Genomic DNA, 25,387 nt, shown 5'->3' with positions numbered 1-25,387 from the left:
TCAGTCCCCTCAATGGCCTGTGCCAAGGTAAGCGCGGATCACGTCTTCGTTCTGGCGCACCTCGTCGGGTGCGCCGTCGCCGATCTTCTTGCCGTAGTCCAGCACCACGACGCGGTCGCTGATGTCCATGACCACGCCCATGTCGTGCTCGATCAGCACGATGGTGGAGCCGAACTCGTCGTTGACATCGAGGATGAAGCGGCACATGTCCTGCTTTTCCTCCACGTTCATGCCGGCCATGGGCTCGTCCAGCAGCAGCACCTGCGGCTGCATGGCCAGGGCGCGGCCCAGGTCCACGCGCTTTTGCAGGCCGTAGGGCAGCTGGCCCACGGGGGTCTTGCGGTAGGCCTGGATCTCCAGGAAGTCGATGATGTGCTCGACGAACTCGCGGTGGCGGATCTCCTCGCGCTGGGCCGGGCCCAGGCGCAGGGCCTGCATCAGGATGCCGCTTTTGATCTGCAGGTTGCGGCCGGTCATGATGTTGTCGATCACGCTCATGCCCTTGAACAGCGCCAGGTTCTGGAAGGTGCGCGCCACGCCCATCTCGGCCACCTGGCGGCTGTTCATGTGGCTGAAGGTCTTGCCCCGGAAGGTGATCGATCCCTCGGAAGGGGTGTACACGCCGTTGATGCAGTTGAGCATGGAGCTCTTGCCCGCGCCGTTGGGGCCGATGATGGAGCGGATCTCGTGCTCGCGCACATCGAACGAGATGTCCGTCAGCGCCTTCACCCCGCCGAAGCGCAGGCTGATGTTCTTGATGTCGAGGATGACATCGCCGATCTTCTTGTGGGTCATGTCAGCGGCTCCGGTCAGGCCCTGGCGGTGGCAGCCACCGAATGGGTTTTGGCATCGATGATGGACAGCGTGGCGCTGACGCTGCCGGTGCGGCCGTCCTCGAACTTGACCTGGGTCTCGATGAACTGCTCACGCTTGCCCGTGTACAGCGCATCGACCAGCACGCCGTACTTGTCGGCAATGAAGCCGCGGCGCACCTTGCGCGTGCGGGTCAGCTCGTCGTCGTCGGGGTCCAGCTCCTTGTGCAGCACCAGGAAGCGCGCCACCTGCGTGTCGGCCATGCCGGCTTCGGCGGCCAGGTCGGCGTTCACCTGGGCCACGCAGTCGGCCACCATCTCCAGTACCTTGGCCTTCGATGCCAGGTCCACATAGCCGCCATAGGGCAGGCCCTGGCGCTCGGCCCAGTTGCCCACGGCCTCGTAGTCGATGTTGATGAAGGCGCAGACCTGGTCGCGGCCGTGGCCGAAGCACACCGCCTCCTTGATCTGGGGGAAGAACTTGAGCTTGTTCTCGATGTAGTTGGGCGCGAACATGGCGCCCCGGCTGGTCTTGCCCACGTCCTTGGCGCGGTCGATGATGCGCAGCTGGCCGCTGGCGTCGATCACGCCGGCATCGCCCGTGTGGAACCAGCCATCGGCATCCACCACCTCGGCCGTGGCGTCGGGGCGCTTGTAGTACTCCTTGAGCACGGACACGCCCTTGAGCAGCACCTCGCCGTTGTCGGCGATCTTCAGCTCGATGCCCGGTGCGGCCTGGCCCACGCTGCTCAGCTCCACCTGCCCGTCGCGCTGTATGCACACATAGGCGCAGGTCTCGGTCTGGCCGTAGAGCTGCTTGAGGTTGATGCCGATGGAGCGGAAGAAGCGGAACAGCTCGGGCCCGATGGCCGCACCCGCCGTATAGGCAACGCGGATGCGCGACAGGCCCATGGCATTGCGCAGCGGCCCGTAGATGCACAGGTCGCCCAGCGCGTACTTCAGGCGGTCCAGCGTGCCCACCGTCTTGCCGTCCAGGATGTCCGAACCCACGCGGCGCGCCACGGCCATGGCGCGGCCGTACATCCATTGCTTGAAGGGCGCGGCATCCTCCATGCGGATGGACACCGAGGTCAGCATGCCCTCGAAGATGCGCGGTGGCGCGAAGTAGTAGCTGGGGCCGATCTCGCGCAGGTCGATGGACACGGTCGAGGCCGACTCCGGGCAGTTGATGGTGAAGCCCGCCACCAGCCACTGCGCGAAGGAAAACAGGTGGTCGCCCACCCAGGCCGGTGGCAGGTAGGAGATCACGTTGTCGCCGGGGCCCAGGCGGTCCACCTGCACGCCGCCGCGTGCCGACTCGCCAAAGCTGCGGTGCGTCTGGCACACGCCCTTGGGCTTGCCGGTCGTGCCAGAGGTGTAGAGGATGACCGAGACATCGTCGGGCGACAGCGCGGCCAGCATCGCATCCCAGGCGCCCGGGTGTGCGGCATCCCACTCCTGGCCCTTTTGCAGCAGCGCCTCGGTGCTGATCAGCCCGGGCTGGTCGTAGTGGCGCAGGCCGCGCGGGTCGTCATAGATGATGTGGCCGAGGCCGGAGACGCTCTCGCGCACCTCCAGCAGCTTGTCGACCTGCTCCTGGTTCTCGGCAAAGGCGAAGTCGATCTCGGCATCCTCGATGACGAAGCGCATCTCGGCGGCAACGGCATCCTGGTACAGCGGGATCGGTACGCCGCCCAGCGCCTGCACGGCAATGAAGCCCATGTAGACATGGGGCCGGTTGTCGCTGATGAAGGCCAGATTCTGGCCGCGTGCCAGGCCCAGGGCCGCCAGGCCGCAGGCCATGTGGCGCACGGTCTCGGCGGCCTCGCTCCAGCTCCAGGTCTGCCAAATGCCGTATTCCTTCTCGCGCAGCGCCGGCGCCTGGGGGCGCTGGGCGGCATGCTGGAGCAGCAGGTGCGGGAACGTGGTCGTCATTCCATGTCCTTGGATGTTCGTGAATGGTGGTCGCATGGTGCAGATGCCCAGGCTGTGACCTACCGGCTTGGACTGCATCCTAGGACTGGCTTTGACGCCGTGGTGTCTGTTTGACGACAATCCGCGGGAAACTCATCATCGGGAAAACGCGCCGTAACAAAAGGTGCCAAAACGGTCTCATGTCCCGCTTGGGGGCTTGCGCATCCGGGAATGTGCGCGTGCCGCGGTCCTTCTGGAAATCCCGCTCACGCCAGCCACCGGGCTCGGGCAATGCTTGGGTGGTTTTGATGATTGATCCGCGCACCCTCGCCGCGACTCCATGAGCCAAGAACTGTCACTGCACCAGCGCCGCCGCGCGCCCCGGCCCGAGGAACTCGAAGGCATTCCCTGGCTGGCCGTACTCCAGCCCGCCGAGCGCGAACGGGCCCAGAAGGCGCTGGTCGTCGGCGACGCCCAGCCCGGCGACTATGTCTGCCGCACCGGCCGCGCGCCCACCTACTGGTTCGGCGTGGTCGAAGGCCTGCTCAAGATGAACACCGACGGCGCCGATGGCGCCAGCATGACCCTGGCCGGCCTGCCCCCGGGCGGCTGGTTCGGCGAAGGCACGGCCGTCAAGCGCGAGCCCTATCGCTACAACGTGCAGGCCATACGCCGCAGCGTGGTCGGTGGCCTGCCGATCGAGACCTTCCACTGGCTGCTGGACCACTCCATCGGCTTCAACCGCTTCGTCATGAGCCAGCTCAACGAGCGCCTGGGCCAATTCATCTCGGCCCGCGAAATCGACCGCCTCACCAACCCCGACCTGCGCGTGGCCCGCAGCCTGGCCGCGCTCTTTCACCCGCTGCTGTACCCGGGCGTGGGCGAGGTGCTGCGCATCACCCAGCAGGAACTGGCCTACCTGGTGGGCCTGTCGCGCCAGCGCGTCAACGAGGCGCTGTCCGTGCTGCAGCGCGAAAACGCCATCGTCGTGGAGTACGGCGGCCTGCGCGTGCTCGACCTGGAAGCGCTGCGCAGCGGTCTGTTTGCGGCGGCGCGGCGGGCGGCCTGACGCCGCCCACTGCCAACCACTTGCGGCCTCAGATCACGCCTTCGCGCCGCAGCCTCTCCTGCTGCTGCGCATCCAGCCCCAACGCCGCATAGATGCGTGCATTGTCCTGGCCTGTGGCCGGGCCGCTGCGGGGCGAAGGTGCCTGGCGGCCGGTAAAGCGTGGCACGGGCGCGGGGGCGGCGAGGGGGCCCAGGTCGGGGTCGGGCAGGGTGATGAAGCTGCCGCGCTCCACGAAATGCGGGTCCTGCAGCGCGTCCTCGGCCGAGCAGACCTTGCTGAACGGAATGTCGTGCGCGGCCAGTGCGGCCATGGCCTGGGCGCAGTCCAGGCCTGCGCACCATTGCACGATCAGCGCATCCAGCGCCTGCAGGTGGCGGATGCGCGCGGCGTTGTCCGCAAAGCGCGGGTCGGCGGCCAGGTCGGCGCGGTCCATGGCCTGGCACAGGCGCGCGAAGATGGCGTCGCCCGTGGCGACCACGGTGAGCCAGGCGCCGTCGCGCGTGCGGTAGACGTTGGAGGGCGCCGTGTAGCCCGCGCACGATCCCGTGCGGCTGCGTGCCTGTCCGCCCAGCTGGTACTCGGCCGCCAGCGGATCCAGCAGGCGCAGCATGGCTTCGGTGGCCGACAGGTCGATCTCCACGCCGCGCCGTTCGCCCGGCGGCTGCGCGTTGCGCTCGGCCAGTGCGGCCGCGATGGAGAAGGCGCCGAACAGTCCGGCCACGGCATCGCCCAGCGGGTAGTTCATGTGCTGGGGCGGGCCGCCCGCCTCGCCCGTGAGGTGGGCGAAGCCGCTCATGGCCTCGAAGATGCGCGCAAAGCCCGGCCGGCGCGCATAGGGGCCGGTCTGGCCGAAGCCCGTCAGGCGCAGCACGATGAGGCGCGGGTTGCGGGCATGCAAGGTGGCCAGGTCCAGCCCCCAGCGGTCCAGCGTGCCGGTGCGGAAGTTCTCCACGAGCACGTCGAAATCCTCGATCAGCCGCAGGAACAGCGTGCGGCCCTCGGCCTTGCGCACATCCAGCGAGATGCCCTGCTTGCCCCGGTTGGCGGTTTTCCAGAACACGGCGTGGCCGTCGTGCACGGGGGCCAGGCTGCGCAGCGTGTCGCCGCCGCCGGGCAGCTCCAGCTTGACGACATCGGCGCCCAGGTCGCCGCACAGCGTGGCCGAGAAGGGGGCGGCCAGCACCGTGGCCATGTCGAGGATGCGCACACCCTCCAGCGGATAGCCTTGGCGCTGCATCAGTTGCCTTTCAGGTCCACGTTCTTCAGCACGGGCTCCCAGGCGCGGCGGTCTTCGGCCACGCGCTTGTGGAAGTCCGCCGTCTGCGTGGGCAGCGGCGTGGCACCCAGGCGCGCCAGCTTGTCGCGCGTCTCGGGCAAGGCCATGGCCTTGGCCAGCGCCTGGTTGAGCGTGGCCACGATCTGCTGCGGCGTGCCCTTGGGCGCGGCCAGGCCCACCCACAGGCCGGTGTCCAGCCCGGCCACGCCCAGCTCGGCAAAGGTGGGAATGTCGGGCGCTGCGGGCGAGCGGCTCTTGCCGGTCTGCGCCAGGATGCGGATCTGCCCGCCCTGCATGTAGGGCAGGGTGCCGCCCAGGTTGTTGCACATCACCGGGATGTGGCCGGCCATGAGGTCGTTGACGGCCGGGGCATTGCCCTTGTAGGGCAGGTGCTGCATCTTCGTGCCGAGCCGGTGGTTGACCATCTCGCAGACCAGGTGCGAGGGCGTGGCCGTGCCGGCCGAGCCGAAGGACAGCGTGCCGGGCCTGGCCTTGTCGGCCGCCACCAGTTCGGCCAGCGTGCGGTAGGGGGTCTTGGCGTTGACGGCGATGACGTTGGGCAGGTCGGCCACCAGGCCGATGTACTCGTAGTCGGTCAGCGGATTCCACTTGAGGTTGGCGTGCACATGGGGCAGGAAGACATTGCTCAGGCCTGCCATGAGCAGGGTGTAGCCATCGGGCGCGGCGCGGGCCACGAGTTCCGAGCCGACCAGGCTGCCTGCGCCCGGTTTGTTCTCCACCACCACCGGCTGGCCCAGGGCCTGGCCCAGTTCCACCGACAGCGCGCGGGCCACGAGGTCGGTGCTGCCGCCTGCGGGAAAGGGAACGATCACGCGCACGGGCCGATCGGGAAAAGCCGCCTGGGCAGCCTGCGCGCAGGCACACAGCGCGGCCAGCAGGCCCAGGGTGGCCAGGTGCTTCGAGGTGAGGGGGGGTGTCATGGGGGCCTCCGGTGTCAGGCGCTCTCGCGCAGCATGAGCTTGGCGATGTTGAGCTGGTGGATCTGGCTGGTGCCTTCGTAGAGGCGGAACAGGCGCACGTCGCGGAAGTAGCGCTCGATGGGGCTGAAGTCGGCCACATAGCCTGCGCCGCCGAACATCTGCACGGCGCGGTCGGCCACGCGGCCGCACATCTCGGAGGCGAAGTACTTGCACATGGAGGCGGACAGCGCCACGTCCTCGCCCCGGTCGCGGGCGCGGGCGGCCTCCAGGATCATGGATTGCGCCGCGAAGATCTCGGTGCGGCTGTCGGCCAGCATGGCCTGCACCAGCTGGAAGTTCGCCACCGGTTGGCCGAACTGCTCGCGCTGGCGCACATGGGCCAGCGCCAGGTCCAGCATGCGGATCGCCGGCCCCGTGCACAGCGCTGCCAGGTGCAGGCGCTGCTTGTTGAGCACCTTCATCACGGTCTTGAAGCCCTGGCCCTCGCGCCCGCCGATGATCTGGTCGGCCGGCACGCGGCAGTCCTGGAAATGCACGTCGGACACGGGCGAGCCCGCCTGGCCCATCTTGCGATAGGGCTGGCCTGTCACCAGGCCCGGCGAGCGCTCCACGAAGAAGGCCGTCAGCCCCTCGCTGCCCGTGCTGCCTTCGCCGGTGCGGGCGATGACGGTAAAGACATCGGCCAGCGGCGCATTGGTGATGAAGCGCTTGCTGCCGTTGAGCACGTAGTGGTTGCCCTCGCGGCGCGCCGTGGTCTGGATGTTGCTCGCCTCCGAGCCCGCGTCCGGCTCGGTCAGCGCCAGGCAACCCGTGAGCTCGCCGCGCGCCATGCGCGGCAGCCAGCGCTGCTTTTGCGCCTCGGTGCCGTCGGCCACCAGGGCTTCCGAGCCAATGCCGGTGTTGGTGCCCACGCGGGCCCGCAGCGCCACCGAGGCCTGGGACAGCTCGAAGGCGCAGCGCACCAGCTCCTCGGTGCCCAGGCCCAGGCCGCCATAGGCCTGGGGAATGCTCCAGCCGAAATAGCCCTTGTCGCGCAGCTCCTGGACCACGGCGGGCGGAATGCTGTCGTCGCGCTCGATCTGCTCTTCGAGCGGATGCCAGCGGTGGCGCACGAAATGGCGGATGTCTGCAATCAACGCCTGCAGGCGGGCGTCGGCGGGATGGGGGGTGGGGGCTTGGCTCATGGGCCGCACTGTAGGAAGCGCGGGCACCAGGGCTGCAATGCAGTTTCAAATATTGAAATGCAGTTGCGGCTTTGCGGCCGTGGTCCGCACAATCGCCACGTGCCCCACACCCCCATTGCCCACCAACCCAGGGACTCGCAGGATGTCTGCCGCATCCGCGAGCAGGACCCGTATTTCGCTGGCACGCTGGCCAAGGGGCTGATGATTCTCCAGTGCTTCGTCAGCGACCCGCGCCCGCATGCCAACAGCGAGCTGGCCCGCCGCCTGGGCCTGCCGCGCCCCACCGTGTCCAGGCTGTGCCGCAGCCTGCAGACCATGGGCTACCTGGACCATGACGAGCGGCTGGACCGCTACTTCGTCGGCCCGGCCGCCGTCGCCCTGGGCTACCCCTATGTGATCAACACGCCCTTGCTCGGCCCGCTGCGCCTGCCCATGCAGGCGCTGGCCGACCGTGTGAAGGGGGCGGTGTCGGTGGGCGTGGTCATGGACCTGGATGTGGTCTATCTGGATACCTGCGCCTGGGAGGGCGGCACGCTCAAGCGACCCGGCGTGGGCGCCGTGCGCGGCGTGCTGGAAACGGCCATGGGCCGGGCAGGGCTGGCCCAGCTCGATGCCGGGGAACTTCAGCGCTTCCTGGACCGCGTGCGCAGCCAGCGGCCCGAGGAATATGCGCGCTGCATGGACAACGCCAGCGAAAGCCTGGCGCACTATGCCGCCCGGGGCTTCGCGGTCAACATGGGCGACTCCGGCCTGGGCGTGTGCGCCGTGGGTGCGGCCTCGCGCATCCGCTACGGGTCGCGCCGGCTGCTGTTCAACTGCGCCGTGCCGGGCCTGCGCATGCCGGCCCGCACGCTGATCCGGGATGTGGGCCCCCAGTTGGCGCAGTTGGTGGCCCTGTGCGACCGGCTGCCCGTGGACCGCTGATCTGCGGGCCTGGCGCTTCAGAAAGCGGCCAGCACGATGCCGATGGCCAGCAGCACGCCGAAGGAGATCCAGCCGTTCTTCTGGTCCAGGCCGCCGATCTGGCGCAGCGCCTCTTCGCGCGCAGCGCCCACCAGGCCCCTCTGGTTGATCTGCTGTATGCGCGTGACCAGCCATTGCAGGTAGGTGCGCTTGACCGTGAACGAGATGGCCACCGCGATGCCGAGCACGCGCCCGGCGCCGCCCGTGCCGGGCATCAGCAGATTGATGATCAACAGGGTGATGAAGGCCACCACGGCATAGGCGTAGACGCGGCGCGCAATGGCCCAGGAAACGCCCATGAAGGGAATGGCGGTCCAGCAGGGACTCATGGATGCGAAAAATCCTTTTTTCCCGCTGACCATGCGCTCCCACAGTGGCCGGTATTTTTCAGCATTCGGGCCGATGGCGGTCTCCATATCGGACCACTCGATTCCAGTCAAGTCCGGCTTGGTGATAAGCAGCGCCTTGAATTGTTCTTTCAATGGAGTGGAATTCGATAGGTTGGGTGTATCGCTCATGGTTTTCCTTGTTGAATGAGGCGGGAGTCCGGGCGGGATGGTCTGGATACCGCAGCAGGCGCTGCGCGAAGGGCTGTTGTCTCGAAAAAGCCCCCCGTTTCTGGACGGGCGCCATTCTATGGGGAGATGTATGGGCAATGGCAAGCCCAATGGGTTGATTCGCAATCGCCAATGAATGAAATCGCCCAAATAAAATACAGTTTTTTACATATCGCATGCCGTGCATAGGAAGATCCCAATCGGCCGGATTGAAGATGTTTTGCCGATGTGATTCGCTTCTTGTCGATTTTTCATTGAGGATTCATCCGGTTGTGCATATCGCGCTGGATACAGCGATCGGGATGGTGCGGCCGCCAGGCGCATTGCATGGGGCATGAATGTGTGGTGCGGAACATGGCGAGCCCGCCGGGGCGCAGGGCCGGGCGGCGGGGCTGGCAAGGGGGCCCTGGCGGCCTGCCCGCAGGCCGCCCGATAGCCGCCCGATAGCCGAGCGCAATGCCCGTATTGGCCGCAGGGCGCAGCCGCTGCGGGCCTTGCCGCGCGACAATGGCGGTCTAATGTCATCCCCTACTTCTTCCAAACCGTCCCGGCCCGGCGCCGACGAGGCGGCAGCGCCCTCCGCGCGCCCTGTGCTGCGCCGCCCCGAAAAGCCACAGGCCGAGCCGGCTGGCGATGCCCGCCGCCCTTCGGGTGGCGCGGGCAAATCTGCGGGCGCACGCGGCGGCCCGCGCAGTGACCGCAACGACCGCAATGAACGTGGCGGCGACCGTGGCGGCCGCAATGATCGTTACGAGCGCTCCGACCGCCGTGATGGCCCCCCTCGCGGCGATGCCCGCGGTGGGGCACCCCGAGGCGATGCCCGCGGTGCAGCACCCCGCGACGACGCCCGTGACCAGCGCCCGCGCAGCAGCGGTTTCGGCCGTGCCGAGGACCTGGACCGTTCCCAGCCGCGTGGCGACTGGCGCGAACAGGGCGGCGGCGAAAACCGTGCCCCGCGCGAGCAGCGCGACATGCGCGATGCCCGTGATACGCGCGATGCCCGCCCCCCGCGCCCGCCCCGCCCGGACGATCGCCGCGACCGGCCCTATGGCCAGCGCGATGAGCGTCCGCGCGATGGCCAGCGTGACGGCCAGCGCGACGGTCCCCGTGACGGCCCGCGTGAAGGTGGTTTCCGCGACCGTCCCCGCGACGACGCTCGCGGCCCCCGCCGTGACGATGCGCGCGGACCGCGCCGCGACGACGCCCGTGGTCCCCGCCGTGATGACGCCCGTGGCCCGCGCCGCGACGAGGCGCCCCAGGCCGAGCCCGCCTACCGTCCGCTCAGCGGCATCCGCACCTACCGTCCCGCCGACGGTGGCGCCAGCCGCGAAATCCCCGTCAAGCGTGCTCCCGAGCCGCTGCAGGAGCAGGTTCCCGGTGGCGTGCGCATCAACAAGCGCCTGGCCGACATGGGCCTGTGCTCGCGCCGCGAGGCCGACGAGTGGGTGGACAAGGGTTGGGTCCGCGTCAATGGCGAACTCGCCGTGATGGGCCAGAACGTGGTGGCGGCCGACCGCATCACCGTCGAGCGCGAGGCGCGCGAGCGCCAGGACCAGCAGGTCACCATCCTGATCCACAAGCCCATGGGCTATGTCAGCGGCCAGGCCGAGGACGGCCACGAGCCCGCCGTGGTCCTGGTCACGCCCCAGAACCACTGGAACCAGGACACCAGCCGCACGCGCTTCAACTTCGCGCAGCTCAAGGGCCTGGCTCCCTGCGGCCGGCTGGACATCGACTCCGTGGGCCTGCTCGTCATGACCCAGGATGGCCGCGTGGCGCGCCAGATCATTGGCGAAGACTCGGAGATGGACAAGGAGTACCTGGTGCGCGTGACCTACGGTGACCGCGACATCGACGTGCAATCCGTGTTCCCGGCCGAACAGCTGGCACGCCTGTGCCATGGCCTGTCGCTCGATGGCGAGGCACTCAAGCCCGCCAAGGTGGACTGGCAGAACCCCGAGCAGCTGCGCTTTGTGCTGACCGAAGGCAAGAAGCGCCAGATCCGCCGCATGTGCGAACTGGTGGGCCTGCGCGTGGTGGGCCTCAAGCGCATCCGCATCGGCCGCGTGACGCTGGGCAACCTGCCTGTGGGCCAGTGGCGCTACCTGGGTGCACATGAAGGCTTTTAGCACCCCCTGAGCGGCTTGCGCCGCTTCCCCCTCTCTACCCGCTTCGCGGGGGAGGGGGACGACACCCTCGCGGCGGGGCGGCCCTTGCTTGGTGTCTCTGGTCTTGGGCCGCGCCGGTTTCAGTGAGCGCACGGCTCGTGTTTAGAATGCGAACCATTCTCAAACGAGCTTCAGCGCTGCGGCACGCCAGTCCGGGGCGCGTCCGTCTTTTCATGCGCGCACCGGCCGATCCCGTACACACCCTCTATGTCGAACACCACGGCTGGCTGCAAGGCTGGCTGCGCCGCAAGCTGGGCAATGTGTTCGAGGCTTCCGATATCGCGCACGACACTTTCGTCAACGTGATCACCTCGGGCATGGCCGGCCGCATCGAGCAGCCGCGCCCCTTTCTGGCCACCGTGGCCCGCCATCTGGTCATCCGCCAGCACCGGCGCCGGCTGCTGGAGCGCGCCTATCTCGACACCCTGGCCCTGTTGCCCGCTGAACTTGCCCCTTCGCCCGAAGAGCGGCTGATCGCCCTCGAATCGCTGCAGGCCGTGGACCAGGCGCTGGACGCGCTGGCGCCCAAGGTGCGCGAGGCCTTCCTGCTGGCCCACCTCGAAGGCCTGAGCTATGCGGACATCGCCACGCGCCTGGGCGTGTCCATGACCAGCGTCAAGCGCTATCTGGCTCAGGGCTATGAGCGCTGCTTCGTGCTGGCGCTGTCCTGATGGCGCCGGTGCCTCCTTCCGATCCTCGGCGCCTGTCCAGCGCCGCGCCGCTACCCGGCAGCAGTATCCAGGCGCCCCAGGCGCTCGGCCGGCCTTTGCCGGCCGGCGTGGCGCGAGCGGCGGCCGGCTGGTTTGCGCTGCTGCAATCGGGCCAGGCCTCGGCCGCCGACAGGGCGCGTTGGCAGCGCTGGCTCGATGAAGACGCCGACCATGGCCGCGCCTGGGCCCATCTGCAGGCCGTCACGGGCGCGCTGACGGGGCTCAACGCCGGCGGCGCGGGCTATCGCGGCCTGTCCGCCGCTCCCCGGGCTGCGCGGCGGCGCCTGCTGGGCCTGTTTGCGGGCCTGGGCACGGCGGCGGGCGCGGGCTGGCTGGCCAGCCGCACGCCGCAGTGGCAGCAGATGGCGGCCGACTACGCCTCGGGCACGCAGCGCCGCCGCTGGACCCTGCCCGACGGCACGGACATGCTGCTGGGCCCCGGCAGCGCCGTGGCCTTGCAGTTCGACGGCAGCGAACGCCGGCTGCGCCTGCTGGCCGGCGAGGCGCTGTTCACCACCGGCCATCCCGCAGGAACGTTGGGCGATCTGCCCTTTGTGGTGGAGACCGCCCACGGCCGCGTGCGCGCCCTGGGCACGCGCTTCATGGTGCGCAGCAGCCATGCAGGTGCGCACGTGGCGGTGTTCGAGCGCGCCGTGGAACTGCGCACGGCCGGTACAGGCGCATCCGCACTGCGTCTGCAGGCGGGCGAGGCCATGGACTTCACGCGCACCGGCTGGGGTACGGTGCAGCCGGCCGGCCCTGCGGACGACGCCTGGAGCCGGGGCCAATTGTGGGTGGACAACCAGCGCCTGGACGACTTCCTGGCCGAACTCAACCGCTACCGCCCCGGCTGGCTGCATGCCGATCCGGCCGTGGCCGGGCTGCGGTTCTCGGGCGTGTTCCCGCTGGACGAAGGCGGCATCGATGGCACGGACGCCGTGCTGGCCATGCTGCCCGGAGCGCTGCCCGTGCAGCTGCGCTGGCGCACGCGCTGGTGGGTGGTGGTGGAGCCTGCGCAGGCGCGCGGCTGAGGCTCTTTCTTCTTTTTCGCATTTTTTGCGCCGGGGGTGACCCGATTTCCCGCGCCGCGCTTCCTTGCTTCCGAGAGCTTTGATTTTCGACATCGGAACACAGGGAGAACCCAGGACCATGCAACCCCTTTTCATGCCCCGCCCCGCGCTGGCGCTGGCCATCGCGCTCATGCCCGCCGCCGTGCTGGCCCAGGCCCAGCGCAGCTATGACGTCGCTGCCGGCCCGCTGGATGCCGCCTTGCGCAGCACGGCCGCCCAGGCCGGCGTGGCCCTGATCTTCACGGCCGATCAGACAGCCGGACAGCGCAGCGCGGGCCTGCGCGGCAGCTATACGGTGGAGGGCGCCTTCGAGGCCCTGCTGGCCGGCACCGCCTGGCAGGCCGTGCCCCAGGCCAGCGGCGCCTATGCGCTGCGGCGGGTGGAGCAGGTGGTGCCCGCTGCCGCTGTAGGCGCCACGCTGGCCACGGTCAACGTGACGGCCGCTGCCGAGCGCAGCGCGGTCTCCGAAGGCACGGGCTCCTACGCCACGCGCCAGTCCAGCACGGCCACACGGCTGGGCCTGTCGCAGCGCGAGACGCCGCAGTCCGTCAGCGTGGTCACGCGCCAGCTCATGGACGACCAGGGCCTGACCAGCCTGCCGGAGGTGCTGGAGAAGACGCCCGGCATCACCGTGGGCCGCAACGACAGCGAGCGCACCACCTTCTACTCGCGCGGCTATGCCATCGAGAATTTCCAGTTCGACGGCGTGCCCAACACCATGGACTCGGCCAACCAGTACACCACCTCGCTGGCCGACAGCGCCATCTATGACCGCGTGGAAGTGGTCAAGGGAGCGACCGGCCTGCTCACGGGCGCGGGCTATCCGTCGGCCGTGGTCAACCTGGTGCGCAAGCGGCCCACCAAGACCTTCCAGGCCTCGGCCGAGGCGGCCATCGGCAGCCATGACCGGTTGCGCGGCGTGGGCGACATCTCCGCTCCCCTGACAGAGGACGGCCGCGTGCGCGCCCGCGTAGTGGCCGTGGCGCAGAACGCCAAGTCCCATGTGGACGACTACAGCCGCAACGTGCGCAGCCTGTACGGCATCATCGAGGCCGACCTGGGTCCCAGCACGGTGGCCAGCCTGGGCATTGACCACATGCAGACGCGCGCCAACGGGGCCAGCTTCGGCCACATCCCGCTGTTCTTCAAGGATGGCAGCCGCACGCATTTCCCCACCTCGCTGAACCCGGCCGCGCGCTGGTCGTACTGGGACAACGACAGCACCAACCTGTTTGCCGAACTCAAGCACAGCTTCGGCAATGGCTGGAAGGCGGACCTGTCGGCCAGCCGGCTGCGCCAGTCGCGCGACGTGGAGGTCGGCGTGGCCGCCCACGGCATGGTGGACCCGGTCAGCGGCCTGGGCATCAACATGCTGTCCAACAAGATTCCCACCGATGCCACCACGCAGGCCGTGAATGCGGCGCTGTCCGGGCCGTTGCAGCTGTTCGGGCGCGAGCACGAGCTGTCGTTCGGCGCCAGCTGGTCGCGCCAGCGCCGCCATGCACCCGGCTACACCAACGCCTACGGCCCCGTGGGCAACTACTTCGAGTGGGACGGCCAGGTGCCCCGGCCCGATTTCCAGCTGCGCGACCACCGCATGACGCGCATCGTGGAAAAGGGCGTCTTCGGCGCCGCGCGCCTGCGGCCCACGGACGAGCTGTCCGTGATCCTGGGCGCGCGCGTGAGCTGGTACGACATGCTGGACGACACCACGGGCCTGGACGGCAGCTACGGCGTGAACAACGCGCTGCGCGTGGCGCACAAGACCGTGCCCTATGCAGGCTTGGTCTATGACCTGAGCCGCCAGCTGTCGCTGTACGCCAGCCAGACCGACATCTTCAATCCGCAGACCTACTACAAGGACGCTGCCGGCAGCCCGCTGCCGCCGCTCACCGGCCGCAGCCGCGAAGTGGGCGTGAAGGGCGAGTTCCTGGACGGCCGGCTCAACGCCTCGCTGGCGCTGTTCCACATCCAGCAGCGCAATGCCGCGCAGTACGTCAGCGCCAATCCGGAAACCGGGGAAGAGGTCTATGCGGCCATCGACGGCGTGACCAGCAAGGGCGTGGAGATGGAAGTGTCGGGCAGCATCACGCCGGCCTGGAATATCTACGGCGGCTACACCTACCGTACCTCGCGCGCGCCGGCCCAGCCCGATGTGATCCTCAGCGCCGTCAACACCAACCAGCCGCGCCACCTGTTCAAGCTCAGCACCAGCTACCGTCTCAACCCGCAGTGGACCGTGGGCGGGTCGCTGGCCTGGCAGAGCCTGACCTACTACCAGCAATCCTCCGCCCCCTATGCACGCGCCGACCAGCGCGCCTATGCGCTGGTCGGCCTGATGGCGCGCTACGACGTGGACCGCCAGTGGTCGGTGACGCTGAACGTCAACAACCTGTTCGACAAGACCTATATGCCGGGCCTGGGCTCCTATGGCACGGGCGTGTATGACGATCCGCGCAATGTGCTGCTGACTGCGCGGTACAGGTTCTGATGCGGCTCCCGGACCGCTCTGTCGTCAGGCCTGCGACCACATCCGCAACAGGTTGTGGTACGTGCCGGACAGCGCGGAAAGCGCGGGGTCGCCCGGGTGGCGCACCGTCAATTGCTGGATCTGCTGGTCCAGGTCGAACAGGATGCGGCGCTTCTCGTCCGAGGCCACGAGGCTGTGCGTCCAGAAGAAGCTGGCGTAGCGCGTGCCGCGCGTGACGGGGTTGACGCGGTGCAGGCTGGTGCCGGGGTAGACGATGGCGTCGCCTGCGGCCAGCTTCACGCTCTGGTGGCCGAAGGTGTCCTCCACGATCAGCTCGCCGCCTTCGTACTCATCGGGCTCGCTGAAGAACACGGTGGTGGAGACATCGCTGCGCACCTTGATGGCCGTGCCGGGGATGGTGAAGATGGCGTTGTCTATATGGTTGCCGTAGGTGCCGCCGCCCTCGTAGCGGTTGAAGCGCGGCGGCAGCACCTTCAGCGGCAGCGTGGCCGACATGAACAGCGCGCTGGCCCCCAGCTTGTCGAGGATGAGATTGCCTATCGCCTGGCCGGCCTGGCTGTCCAGCGGCAGCTGCAGGTTGGCCTTGACCTGGGCCGCCAGAGGGCCGGCCGTGGCGCGGCCGTCCTGCCACGGGGCCTGCTCCAGCGCCTGGCGGCACTGGCGCACTTCGTCGGGGCTGAGCAGGGCGGGTATGCGGAGCATCATGGCAGGCGGTCCTCAGGGGGAATCAGCGAGTGTCCCGCAAAAAAGCCCCGCAGGCGGCGATGGCCTGCGGGGCTTTGCGGTGATCTGCGCAGCGTCAAGCCGCTGCGCGGTCGCCCGGGGCGATCAGCAGATCAGTACGTCCACTTGAGCGAGGCCACGGCCGAGCGGCCTGCGGCCATGGTCGCGTAGTGGGGCGAGCGGATGCCGCTGTAGTAAACCTTGTCGCCCAGGTTGTACAGGTTCAGCTGCACGGTCAGGTTGCGGTCGATCTGGTAGGCCACCATGGCGTCGTAGCGCGCATAGCCGCTGGCGCCCTTGGTGACGATGCCGCCATCCACCGTGGACAGGATGTAGCTCTGGTTCACGCTGCTCTGGGCGTAGATGCCCAGGCCCAAGGTCAGCTTTGCCATGGGCTTGTAGCTGGTCCACAGGCTGAAGCTGTGCTTGGGCGTGTTGGGGAAGGGCTGGCCATTGGCCACGCTGCCCGCGCCTGCGTTCTTCTGCTCGCTGTCCATGTAGGTGTAGCCGCCGAAGACGCTCAGGCCCGGCAGCACGCTGCCCGTGAAGCCCAGTTCCACGCCGTTGACCACCTTGTTGCCGCCCATGTAGGTGACACCGTTTTCGGTGATGCGCGCATTGGTCACGTCGTTGCGGAACAGCGCGGCGGTCAGCGCCAGGCGCTTTTCCATCAGGTCCCACTTGGTGCCCAGCTCGAGCGAGCGGGTCTTCTCGGGAGCGAGGTTGGCCAGCTGGTCGGTGGAGATGCCCAGGTCCTCGTTGCCGTTGCCCAGCATGGAGCCGCCGGGGCGCGAGGAGGTGCCGATGCTGGCGTAGATGCTGCCGTTGGTGGCCGGCTTGTAGACCAGGCCCAGCTGGTAGTTGAACAATGTGTCCGAACGGCTCAGGTCATAGGCGGGCGTGTTGCGGCCAGCGGGGCCGGAGGAGCTGATCTTGTAGTGGTCCATGCGCAGGCCGGCATTGAGCAACCACTGGTCGTTGAACTTCAGCGTGTCGAAGCCGTACAGCGCCACGGTGTCGATCTGGTTGTGGCTGGGGTCGCCCAGCGTCACGGGCAGGTTCCACAGCGGGCTGCTGTCGGGGTTGTTCAGCGAGGCGCACCACAGGCTGGCGGCCGTGCAGGTGGTGTTGGTGGTCTGTACGGCAGCCGTGCGGGATTCTGCCTTCTCCTTGGACAGTTCCAGACCGAACGAGTAGCTGTGGCCCACGCTGCCGGTCTGGGCCTTGCCCGTGAATTCCGAGAGGTTCTGCAGCGTCTTGATGTCGGCCACGCGGGCATTGCCACGGCGGAACACGTAGCCATTGACGACATTGCCCTTGCTGTCGTCGGGCTGGGTCCACAGGTAGTCCTGTTCGGTCTTGCTGTAGCGCAGGCTGTTGCGGAACTTCTGGGTGTCGGTGAACTTGTGCTCCACGGTGGCCGTGAACAGGTCGCTCTTTTCCTTTTCGTAGTCGCGGCTGGTCAGGCCGTACCAGTTGTCGCGGTTGTTGCCGTAGGTGGGACGCACCACGCTGCCGCCGCGCAGGCCGGCCGCAGCCGTGCTGCTGTACAGGTAGGGCACGCCGCCATCGGGAATGTTGTCGGTCTGCAGGTGCTGCCAGGACAGCGAGACCTCCGTGGGCGTGCCCATGCCGAAGGTCACCGTGGGGGCAATGCCCCAGCGCTTGTTCTCGGGGCCGCTGCGGCCGGGAACGTCGGCGTCGTGCACCATGGCGTTCAGGCGCAGGCCCACGCCTTCGCCCAGCACGCGGTTGGCGTCGATGGTGGCGCGCCGGTAGCTGTCCGTGCCCAGGCCCACGTCGCCGCTGATGAAGTTCTCGTTCCTGGCCTTCTTGGTCACCAGGTTGATGGAGCCGCCCGCGCCGCCACGGCCTGCATAGGCCGAATCGGCGCCCTTGATGACTTCCACCGCTTCCAGGTTGAACACCTCGCGCGTGCCGGCCGCAATGTCGCGCATGCCGTCCACGAAGGTGCTGGCCTGGGCATCCATGCCGCGGATGAAGGGCTGGTCACCCGAGGGGTTGCCGCCTTCGCCGTTGCCGAAGGTGATGCCGGGCGTGGACCGCAGGGCTTCCTGCAGGCTGGTCGCGCCGGTCTGCTTGATGATTTCCTCGTTGATGACCTGCACCGTCTTAGGCGTGTCCACCAGCGGGGCCGTGAACTTGGCCGAGGAGGCGTTGTCGGTCTTGACGGGCGCTTCGGTCGAAGACGTCACGTTCACGGTGCCCAGCGTGGTGCTGGTCTGTGCGAAGGCCGGGGTGCCAGCAAGGCACAGGGCAGTGGCAAGGGCCAGCTGGGTGAGGTTCGCGGGGGGGAGGATTTGTTGGATTTTGCTCATGTTCACTCCGATGAAAGCCCGCGGATTGTTATTGCGAATCACTAGTGTTCGGTTTCTGCTTCGTAAAGTTGGCCGGTTTGTGCCGGGTGAAAGTCCTTCGCGTTGCCGCCATGCAACAAACGAAAACCGTGTTTCACCAAAGATTCAATGAAAAAAGCGGCTGTCGCCAGCCGCTTGAGTCTTCTGCGGGGCGCCTGCCGCGCCCGTCCCTGGCCTTATTCGTTGGCCGGGTTGGCCAGCAGGGCCTTGTAGATCACGGCGCCGATCAGCGCACCCACGATGGGGGCCACCCAGAACAGCCACAGTTGCGAGATGGCGATCTCGGGACCGAACAGGGCCGGGCCCGTGCTGCGCGCGGGATTGACCGAGGTATTGGTCACGGGAATCGAGATCAGGTGGATCAGCGTCAGGCACAGGCCGATGGCCAGCCCGCCAAAGCCGGCTGCCGCGCGCTTGGCCGTGGCGCCCAGGATGACCAGGATGAAGAAGGCCGTCATCACCACCTCGGTGACCAGGGCTGCCGTCATGCCGTAGCCGCCCGGCGAATGCGTGCCGAAGCCGTTGGTGGCAAAGCCGCCGATGTCGGCACCGGCCTTGCCCGTGGCGATCACGTAGAGAATGCCTGCGCCCGTGATGGCGCCCAGCACCTGGGACACGACATAGCCCGGCAGTTCGCTCCAGGCAAAGCGCCCGCCCATGGCCAGGCCCACGGAGACGGCCGGGTTGAAGTGCCCGCCCGAGATGGGCCCGAAGGCATAGGCGCCCGTGAGCACCGTCAGGCCGAAGGCCAGCGAGACGCCGACCAGGCCGATGCCCACCTGCGGGAAGGCGGCGGCCAGCACGGCCGCACCGCAGCCGCCCAGGGTCAGCCACAGGGTTCCGAGGAATTCTGCGGACCATTTTTGAACAGAGCTGTGCATGGAAAATCTCCTGAAGCAGGCCCGCCATTGCGCCCGGGCCCTGCGCGCACCGTCCGCCGCACAGCGGAAAGTGGCGCAGTTATAGCCCTGCGCCGGCCCCGCCGTGAGGGCGAAAAAGTGAACAATCGTCCAGAGCCTGCGTCGCCACAGGGGCGGCGGGGTCTTGATAATGCGCTCGCCGGCCCGAGATGAGGGCTGATTTTTTCCCTGTTGTGAACCCATAGGACATAGGACACTGTCTGCATGAGCAAGCAAACCCATTCTTTTCAGGCCGAAGTTGCACAACTGCTGCACCTGGTCACGCATTCGCTGTACTCCAACCCCGAGATCTTCCTGCGCGAGCTGGTCTCCAACGCCTCCGACGCCTGCGACAAGCTGCGCTTCGAGGCGCTGAACGATGCCTCCCTCTATGAGGACCAGCCCAACCTGGAAGTGCGCGTGTCCTTCGACGCCGCTGCCAAGACGCTGACCATTGCCGACACCGGCATCGGCATGAGCGAGCAGGAAGCCATCGACAACCTGGGCACCATCGCCAAGAGCGGCACCAAGGCCTTCATGGACAAGCTGTCGGGCGACCAGAAGTCGGACTCGCAGCTGATCGGCCAGTTCGGCGTGGGCTTTTACTCGGGCTACATCGTGGCCGACAAGATCACCGTGGAAACACGCCGCGCGGGCCTGCCGGCCTCCGAAGGCGTGCGCTGGACCAGCGGCGGCACGGGCGAGTTCGAGGTCGAGCAGATCGAGCGCCCCCAGCGCGGCACCAGCATCACGCTGCACCTGCGCCCCGAGGCCGAGGAGTTCCTCAACGCCTGGAAGATCAAGCAGGTCATCGGCAAATACTCCGACCACATCAGCCTGCCCATCCTCATGGAAAAAGAGGAGTGGAAGGACGGCGAGAACGACCAGCCCGGCACCATGGAGAAGACGGGCGAGTGGGAGACCATCAACAAGGCCAGCGCGCTGTGGACGCGTCCCAAGAAGGACATCACGGCCGAGCAGTACCAGGACTTCTACAAGGCCATCAGCCACGACTTCGAGAACCCGCTGACCTGGAGCCACAACCGCGTCGAGGGCAACACCGAGTACACGCAGCTGCTGTTCATCCCGGCCAAGGCGCCGTTCGACCTCTACAACCGCGACAAGAAGGCCGGCGTCAAGCTCTACGTCAAGCGCGTCTTCATCATGGATGACGCCGAGGCGCTGATGCCCGGCTACCTGCGCTTCGTCAAGGGCGTGATCGACTCGGCCGACCTGCCGCTGAACGTCAGCCGCGAGCTGCTGCAGGAAAGCCGCGACGTGCGCCTGATCCGCGACGGCTCGACCAAGCGCGTGCTGTCCATGCTGGAAGACCTGGCCAAGCACGATCGCCACGACGCTGCCGCTGACGCGGCGGCCGACGGCGTCACCGACGTGGTCAGTGAAGAGGACAAGGCCAAGGAAGGCAAGTACAGCCAGTTCTACGCCGAGTTCGGTCCCGTGCTCAAGGAAGGCCTGGGCGAGGACTTTGCCAACAAGGAACGCATCGCCAAGCTGCTGCGCTTTTCCTCCACCAGCCAGGACGAGGCCATCGTCTCGCTGGCCGACTACAAGGCCCGCATGAAGGAAGGCCAGGACGCGATCTACTACATCACGGCCGACTCCCTGACCGCCGCACGCAACAGCCCGCAGCTCGAAGTCTTCCGCAAGAAGGGCATCGAAGTGCTGCTGATGGCCGACCGCGTGGACGAATGGGCCATGGGCTACCTGACCGAATTCGACGGCACGCCGCTGCAGTCCGTGGCCAAGGGCGCCGTGGACCTGGGCAAGCTGCAGGACGAAGAGGAAAAGAAGGCCGCCGAGGAAGCTGCCGAGACCTTCAAGCCCCTGCTGGCCAAGCTCAAGGAAGCGCTCAAGGACAAGGCCGAGGACGTGCGCGTGACCACGCGCCTGGTGGACTCGCCCGCCTGCCTGGTGGTGCAGGACGGCGGCATGAGCCTGCAACTGGCGCGCCTGCTCAAGCAGGCCGGCCAGCAGGCGCCGGACGCCCGCCCCGTGCTGGAGGTCAATCCCGAGCATCCGCTGGTCAAGAAGCTGGACGGTTCGGTGCATTTCCATGACCTGGCCAACATCCTGTTCGACCAGGCCGTGTTGGCCGAAGGCGGCATGCCCGAAGACCCGGCCGCCTACGTCAGGCGCGTGAACGCGCTGCTGGCGTGAGTTCCTCACAAGGATTGCCCCGCCGCATTCCCTAGGCCTCAGTGCCTGCTCACTGTCGCGCCAGCGCGCGGCAGATCAGCATTGCAAGCCGGTGCCAGCCAAGCTGCCACCGGCTTTTTCACGTCTGCGTTCCGTGAGGAAAACCGACCGGAAAAGGTCGACTCACGAAAAACTCACAAATACTTCTAAATACTCACTTTTGTTAAAAATTCCAGATCATATTTACTTTTGGTAATAAAGAACCATCATGCCTCCTTTTGGTGCGTCCGGTAGTCGGCTTTCTGACAGAGCTGTTCCAGCCGGGCACCTCGTGCGTCCGTGCCTGCGGCATTCGGCGCTGTCAACGAAGCAAAAGAGAGGTTTGTATGGCTTTCACGAGAAAGGGCTGGCTGGCGCGTGCGCTGCTGTCCGGCGGCTTGCTGGCAACAGCGGCTGCCGTGGCGGCGCCGGCCGACACCGACATCCTGGTCAACCAGGACGGTCTCTATGACGGACAGGACGCATCGGCAGGCCCTGCCGGCGGCACCTTCACCTATGTGGCCAAGGTCAGGCACAACAACATCGGTCCCGACGCCGTAGGCGTCACCCTGACCGAGGTGCTGCCCGTGGGCGCCGTGTTCCAGGGCTACAGCAGCAGCCCGGGCGGCATCACCTGCACGGCACCCGCGGCCGGTACGGTGCTCACCGCAGGCAACAACACGCTGGTCTGCAACATCGGCAACCTGGCGCCCGCCGATGGCTTCAAGTCCGTGGGCTTCGAGGTCATCCTGCCGACCGTCGGCACCAACTGGCGCGCCGTGGCCAGCGCGCGCATGGCCTCGCCCGACTACGACAACGACCAGAACAACACGCAGCTGGACCGCAACTTCACCACCACCGAGGCCGCCGATCTGGCCATCGCGATGGCGGCTCCCGCCAGCGTCGCCAACGGCGGCGCCTTCCAGTACACCATCGACGTGCAGAACAAGGGCCCGTCCGAGGTGCCCGCCGGTGGCCGTACCGTGGTGCGTTTCCCCGTGCCCAACGGCGCCGTGGTCACGGGCGTGCCCTCAGGCAGCGGCTGGAGCTGCACGCCGGCCTCGGGCTATCCGCTGATATCGGGCGAGCTCAGCTGCACGCGCAGCGGCCCCGTGCTGCCGGGCGCCGTGCTGCCAGCCATCACCGTGCCGGCCATCGCCAACATGAGCGGCACCATTGCCGGCGCTGCCAGCGTCAAGGGCTACAAGGACGCCAGCACGGAGATGCCGGACGGCCAGTCCGGCAACAACACCGCCAGCGCCGCCGTGGTCTCCAGCGGCAGCGAGTTCGTGGATGTCTCGCTGCGCAAGCAGGTGGCGCCCACGGTGCTGGATGCGCTGCAGGCGACCGAGGTCACCTACACGCTGCAGCCGCGCCGCGAAGGCGGCTCGCTCGTGCCGCGCGATCTCACCATCACCGACACGTTGCCGGCCGGCGTGACCTTCACGGGCTTCGACGGCAGCACGGCGCCCTGGAACTGCGGCCACAACAGCGGCACCATCACCTGCACCCATGCGGGCGAGTACCCGGTGGCCGGCTACGCCAACATGCAGGCCATCCGCTTCAAGGCCAGCGTGGCTGCGGGTGGGACACCTGGCACGCAGCTGGTGAACCAGGGCGTGATCGGTGTGGCACCCGGCCTCAACGAGCCCAATACGACCAACAACACGGCCAGCGCGGCCGTGGACTTCAGCAACGATGCGCGGCTGAGGCTGGCCAAGGCAGGCCCTGGCCGCCCGGTGCTGGCAGGCCAGGAGTTCGAGTACACGATCACTGTGACCAACACCGGCCCCATGCCCGTGCTGCCGAATCAGCAGATCACCGTGACCGACAACCCCGCAGACGGCCGCATGGCCATCGTCAGCATGTCCGGTGCGGGCACCGGCGCGGGGGACTGGACCTGCTCCACCCTGAGCTGCACCTCGATAGCGGGCCTGGCCGTGGGCGCCAGCCGCCAGATCAAGGTCAGGGCCAAGGTCACGCTGGCTTCGGGCCATCTGGACTTCACCAATAACGCCTCGGCGGGCGTGATCGGCCGGGACAATGCGTCGGCCACCACCTCCGCGACCGTCACCGTGTCTGCCGACAAGGTGGATGTGGGCATCGTCAAGAGCGTGGTCAGCCCTGTGCCGCCGGCCTCCATCAAGAGCGGTGAAGAGGTCACCTACCAGCTGGTGGTGAAGAACCACTCGGCCAGCACGACGGTGACGAATGTCCGCGTGCGCGACGCGCTGCAGTCCCTGGTCAAGCAAATTGACGGCGTGCGTATCGTGGGCGGCAACCCGGTGGACGAGGCCGGCAACCCCGTGCCCTACGCATACCCGGGCGGCGGCTTTGTCTCCAGCCGCATCGTCTCCGGCGCCAACGCCAGCTGCGGCACCCCTTCGGGCGGCGTCAACAGCGAGACGCGCGATCTGACCTGCGACATCTCCTCCATGGCCCCGGAGGCCGAGGTGGTGATCGAGGTCAAGATCCGCCCCAAGCGCGCCACCACCGGCACCTATGCCAACGCGGCCTCGGCCCAGTCGCTGGACATCCATGATGCCGATCCCGGCAACGATTCCTCGACGGCCAGCATCACCGTGCAGGCCATCGCGGAAATCGCCGCGCAAAAGCAGGTCTCGCCCAAGGTGGCGGCTGCGGGCGAGCCGCTGACCTATACGGTCACGGTGCCCAACTACGGCCCCTCGTCGGCCGCCAATGTCACGCTCAAGGACGTGCTGCCTGCAGACGCCATCTTCATCGGCACGCCCACGGTCTCCGGCGGCGGCACCTGTACTCCGGCTGCCACCGATGGCGTGCAGGGAGGAACGCTGGAGTGCGCCTGGACCAATCCGCTGCCCACAGGCGCGCAGTACACCGTGAGCTACAAGATGCGCTCGCGCGGCGATCTGGCGGCCGACACGGAGATCCTCAACACGGTCGCCGTGGACACCGCCACCGAGGAACTGACCAAGGCCAACAACCAGGCCGAGGCCAAGGCCCGGCTCAAGCGTGCCGAGCTGGATGTGAACATCAGCATGCGCCACACGGCGGACGGCCTGGTGCTGGGTGAGGACACCGAATACACCATCACGGTGACCAACTCCGGCCCCTCCTACGCCACCCAGGTGGTCGTGACCGACAAGTTCCCCGCATCGGGCTCCACGGCCACCTTCAGCTACCAGAACGGCCTGGCGCTGGCCGGCATTCCCGGCGCCTCCGCATCCTGGTGCGGCGTGCAGCCGGCGCTGAACGCGACCAGCGGGCCGCTGCAGTGCACCATCCCTGCGCTGGCGCCGGGCCAGAGCATGACCATCAAGTTCAAGATGCGCGCACAGACCCTGCCCGACAAGGCATCGGGCGGCACCATCTACCACGAGGCCTCGGTCAAGCCCTTCGAGACGGAATGGCTGAGCAATGGCGGCGATGTGATCGTCAACAACACCACCACCGACCGGACCTCCACCAGCCGCCAGGGCAATGCCGTGGACCTGGGGATCGGCAAGCAGGGCCCCGCCGGCCCGCTGGACGATGGCGACACGGCCAGCTACACGCTGACCGTCACCAACTACGGCCGCGATCCGCAGTCGCCCGCGGGCGGCTCGGTGACCGACGTGCTGCCCGCCGGGCTGGAGTTCGTCTCTGCCTCGGCAGGCTGCAGCTACGCCAGCGGCACGCGCACCGTGACCTGCAGCGTGCCGCAGCTGGCCCAGGGCGGCACGGCGGTCTTCACGCTGGAGACAAAGCTGGACAAGCCCTACAAGGGCGCCCGCCCGCTGGTCAACTCGGCCACGGTCTCGGTGCCCGGTGACGGCAATCCCGACAACGACAAGGGCACGACCACCACGCCGCTCAAGCCGGGCCCGGACACCACGGCCAGCATTCCCACGCTGTCGCAGTGGGGCCTGATGCTGATGTCGTCCCTGCTGGCACTGATGGCGCTGGGGACCATGCGCAGGCGCGAGCGTCGGTGATGCGCCCGTGACGGCAAGGGCCGGTGGCGTGATTCACGCACCGGCCTTTGTCGTCTTTGAGCGGTCCGAAGATAATGCGA

General features: G+C 67.7%; 17 protein-coding genes. 8 read left to right on the top strand and 9 right to left on the bottom strand.

What is annotated here, in order from left to right; genetic code table 11:
* Positions 1-9: 9 nt before the first annotated feature.
* Complete coding sequence (locus ACUTR7_RS05895) at positions 10-795, bottom strand: ABC transporter ATP-binding protein (protein ID WP_012203089.1); 786 nt, start codon at positions 793-795, stop codon at positions 10-12.
* 14 nt (positions 796-809) lie between these two features.
* A complete protein-coding gene (locus ACUTR7_RS05890; RefSeq protein ID WP_012203090.1) occupies positions 810-2,747 on the bottom strand; it encodes an AMP-dependent synthetase/ligase in 1,938 nt (645 codons plus the stop codon).
* Positions 2,748-3,066: 319 nt separating this feature from the next.
* Here ACUTR7_RS05890 and ACUTR7_RS05885 point away from each other — a divergent pair, with 319 nt between their 5' ends.
* On the top strand, positions 3,067-3,795 hold the full coding sequence (locus tag ACUTR7_RS05885; protein ID WP_012203091.1) for a Crp/Fnr family transcriptional regulator: 729 nt from the start codon (positions 3,067-3,069) through the stop codon (positions 3,793-3,795).
* Between the two features lie 28 nt (positions 3,796-3,823).
* Here ACUTR7_RS05885 and ACUTR7_RS05880 read toward each other — a convergent pair whose 3' ends face one another.
* From ACUTR7_RS05880 to ACUTR7_RS05870, 3 genes are read right to left on the bottom strand one after another with little or no spacing between them, the layout of a single operon-like run.
* Positions 3,824-5,032: a CaiB/BaiF CoA transferase family protein gene (locus ACUTR7_RS05880; protein WP_445608346.1), complete on the bottom strand. Its 1,209-nt coding sequence runs from the start codon at positions 5,030-5,032 to the stop codon at positions 3,824-3,826.
* Complete coding sequence (locus ACUTR7_RS05875; RefSeq protein ID WP_445608345.1) at positions 5,032-6,012, bottom strand: Bug family tripartite tricarboxylate transporter substrate binding protein; 981 nt, start codon at positions 6,010-6,012, stop codon at positions 5,032-5,034. Before ACUTR7_RS05875 ends, ACUTR7_RS05880 begins: the two co-directional genes overlap by 1 nt.
* A gap of 14 nt (positions 6,013-6,026) precedes the next feature.
* Complete coding sequence (locus ACUTR7_RS05870) at positions 6,027-7,196, bottom strand: acyl-CoA dehydrogenase family protein (RefSeq protein ID WP_445608344.1); 1,170 nt, start codon at positions 7,194-7,196, stop codon at positions 6,027-6,029.
* A 57-nt stretch (positions 7,197-7,253) separates the two neighbouring features.
* Between ACUTR7_RS05870 and ACUTR7_RS05865 the strand changes: the two genes are divergently transcribed.
* The gene (locus ACUTR7_RS05865) at positions 7,254-8,120 is read left to right on the top strand and encodes an IclR family transcriptional regulator (RefSeq protein WP_013804345.1); all 867 of its coding nucleotides are present in this window, start codon (positions 7,254-7,256) and stop codon (positions 8,118-8,120) included.
* A 17-nt stretch (positions 8,121-8,137) separates the two neighbouring features.
* Here the strand turns inward: ACUTR7_RS05865 and ACUTR7_RS05860 are convergent, their stop codons facing one another.
* Positions 8,138-8,488 carry a hypothetical protein gene (locus ACUTR7_RS05860; protein WP_230357125.1) on the bottom strand — a complete coding sequence of 117 codons (351 nt, stop codon included), beginning with the start codon at positions 8,486-8,488 and terminating at the stop codon, positions 8,138-8,140.
* Between the two features lie 746 nt (positions 8,489-9,234).
* Between ACUTR7_RS05860 and ACUTR7_RS05855 the strand changes: the two genes are divergently transcribed.
* The 4 genes from ACUTR7_RS05855 (at position 9,235) to ACUTR7_RS05840 (ending at position 15,155) form a co-directional block, all read left to right on the top strand.
* Complete coding sequence (locus ACUTR7_RS05855; RefSeq protein ID WP_445608343.1) at positions 9,235-10,845, top strand: pseudouridine synthase; 1,611 nt, start codon at positions 9,235-9,237, stop codon at positions 10,843-10,845.
* A gap of 212 nt (positions 10,846-11,057) precedes the next feature.
* Positions 11,058-11,555, top strand: coding sequence for a sigma-70 family RNA polymerase sigma factor (locus ACUTR7_RS05850; RefSeq protein WP_013804342.1), 498 nt, complete (start codon positions 11,058-11,060; stop codon positions 11,553-11,555).
* The gene (locus tag ACUTR7_RS05845) at positions 11,555-12,625 is read left to right on the top strand and encodes a FecR domain-containing protein (RefSeq protein WP_445608342.1); all 1,071 of its coding nucleotides are present in this window, start codon (positions 11,555-11,557) and stop codon (positions 12,623-12,625) included. Before ACUTR7_RS05850 ends, ACUTR7_RS05845 begins: the two co-directional genes overlap by 1 nt.
* Before the next feature lie 118 nt (positions 12,626-12,743).
* Entirely contained in the window at positions 12,744-15,155 is a 2,412-nt protein-coding gene (locus ACUTR7_RS05840; protein WP_445608341.1) for a TonB-dependent siderophore receptor, read from the top strand.
* Between the two features lie 24 nt (positions 15,156-15,179).
* Here the strand turns inward: ACUTR7_RS05840 and ACUTR7_RS05835 are convergent, their stop codons facing one another.
* From ACUTR7_RS05835 to aqpZ, 3 genes are all read right to left on the bottom strand, one after another.
* The gene (locus ACUTR7_RS05835; protein ID WP_012203103.1) at positions 15,180-15,860 is read right to left on the bottom strand and encodes a Fe2+-dependent dioxygenase; all 681 of its coding nucleotides are present in this window, start codon (positions 15,858-15,860) and stop codon (positions 15,180-15,182) included.
* 131 nt (positions 15,861-15,991) lie between these two features.
* Positions 15,992-18,217, bottom strand: a complete 2,226-nt coding sequence (locus ACUTR7_RS05830; protein ID WP_445608340.1) for a TonB-dependent receptor — start codon at positions 18,215-18,217, stop codon at positions 15,992-15,994.
* A gap of 215 nt (positions 18,218-18,432) precedes the next feature.
* Positions 18,433-19,137, bottom strand: a complete 705-nt coding sequence (gene aqpZ, locus ACUTR7_RS05825; protein ID WP_239973553.1) for an aquaporin Z — start codon at positions 19,135-19,137, stop codon at positions 18,433-18,435.
* A gap of 243 nt (positions 19,138-19,380) precedes the next feature.
* Between aqpZ and htpG the strand changes: the two genes are divergently transcribed.
* Positions 19,381-21,333, top strand: coding sequence for a molecular chaperone HtpG (gene htpG, locus ACUTR7_RS05820; protein WP_012203106.1), 1,953 nt, complete (start codon positions 19,381-19,383; stop codon positions 21,331-21,333).
* Between the two features lie 365 nt (positions 21,334-21,698).
* Positions 21,699-25,307 (top strand): IPTL-CTERM sorting domain-containing protein, encoded by a 3,609-nt coding sequence (locus tag ACUTR7_RS05815; protein WP_445608339.1) that lies wholly within the window; start codon positions 21,699-21,701, stop codon positions 25,305-25,307.
* Positions 25,308-25,387 lie beyond the last annotated feature (80 nt).

It is taken from the genome of Delftia sp. NA_296.1 (genome assembly GCF_052692095.1).
Note: the sequence above shows the minus strand (reverse complement) of the source record. Positions and strands in the feature narration are given on the sequence as shown.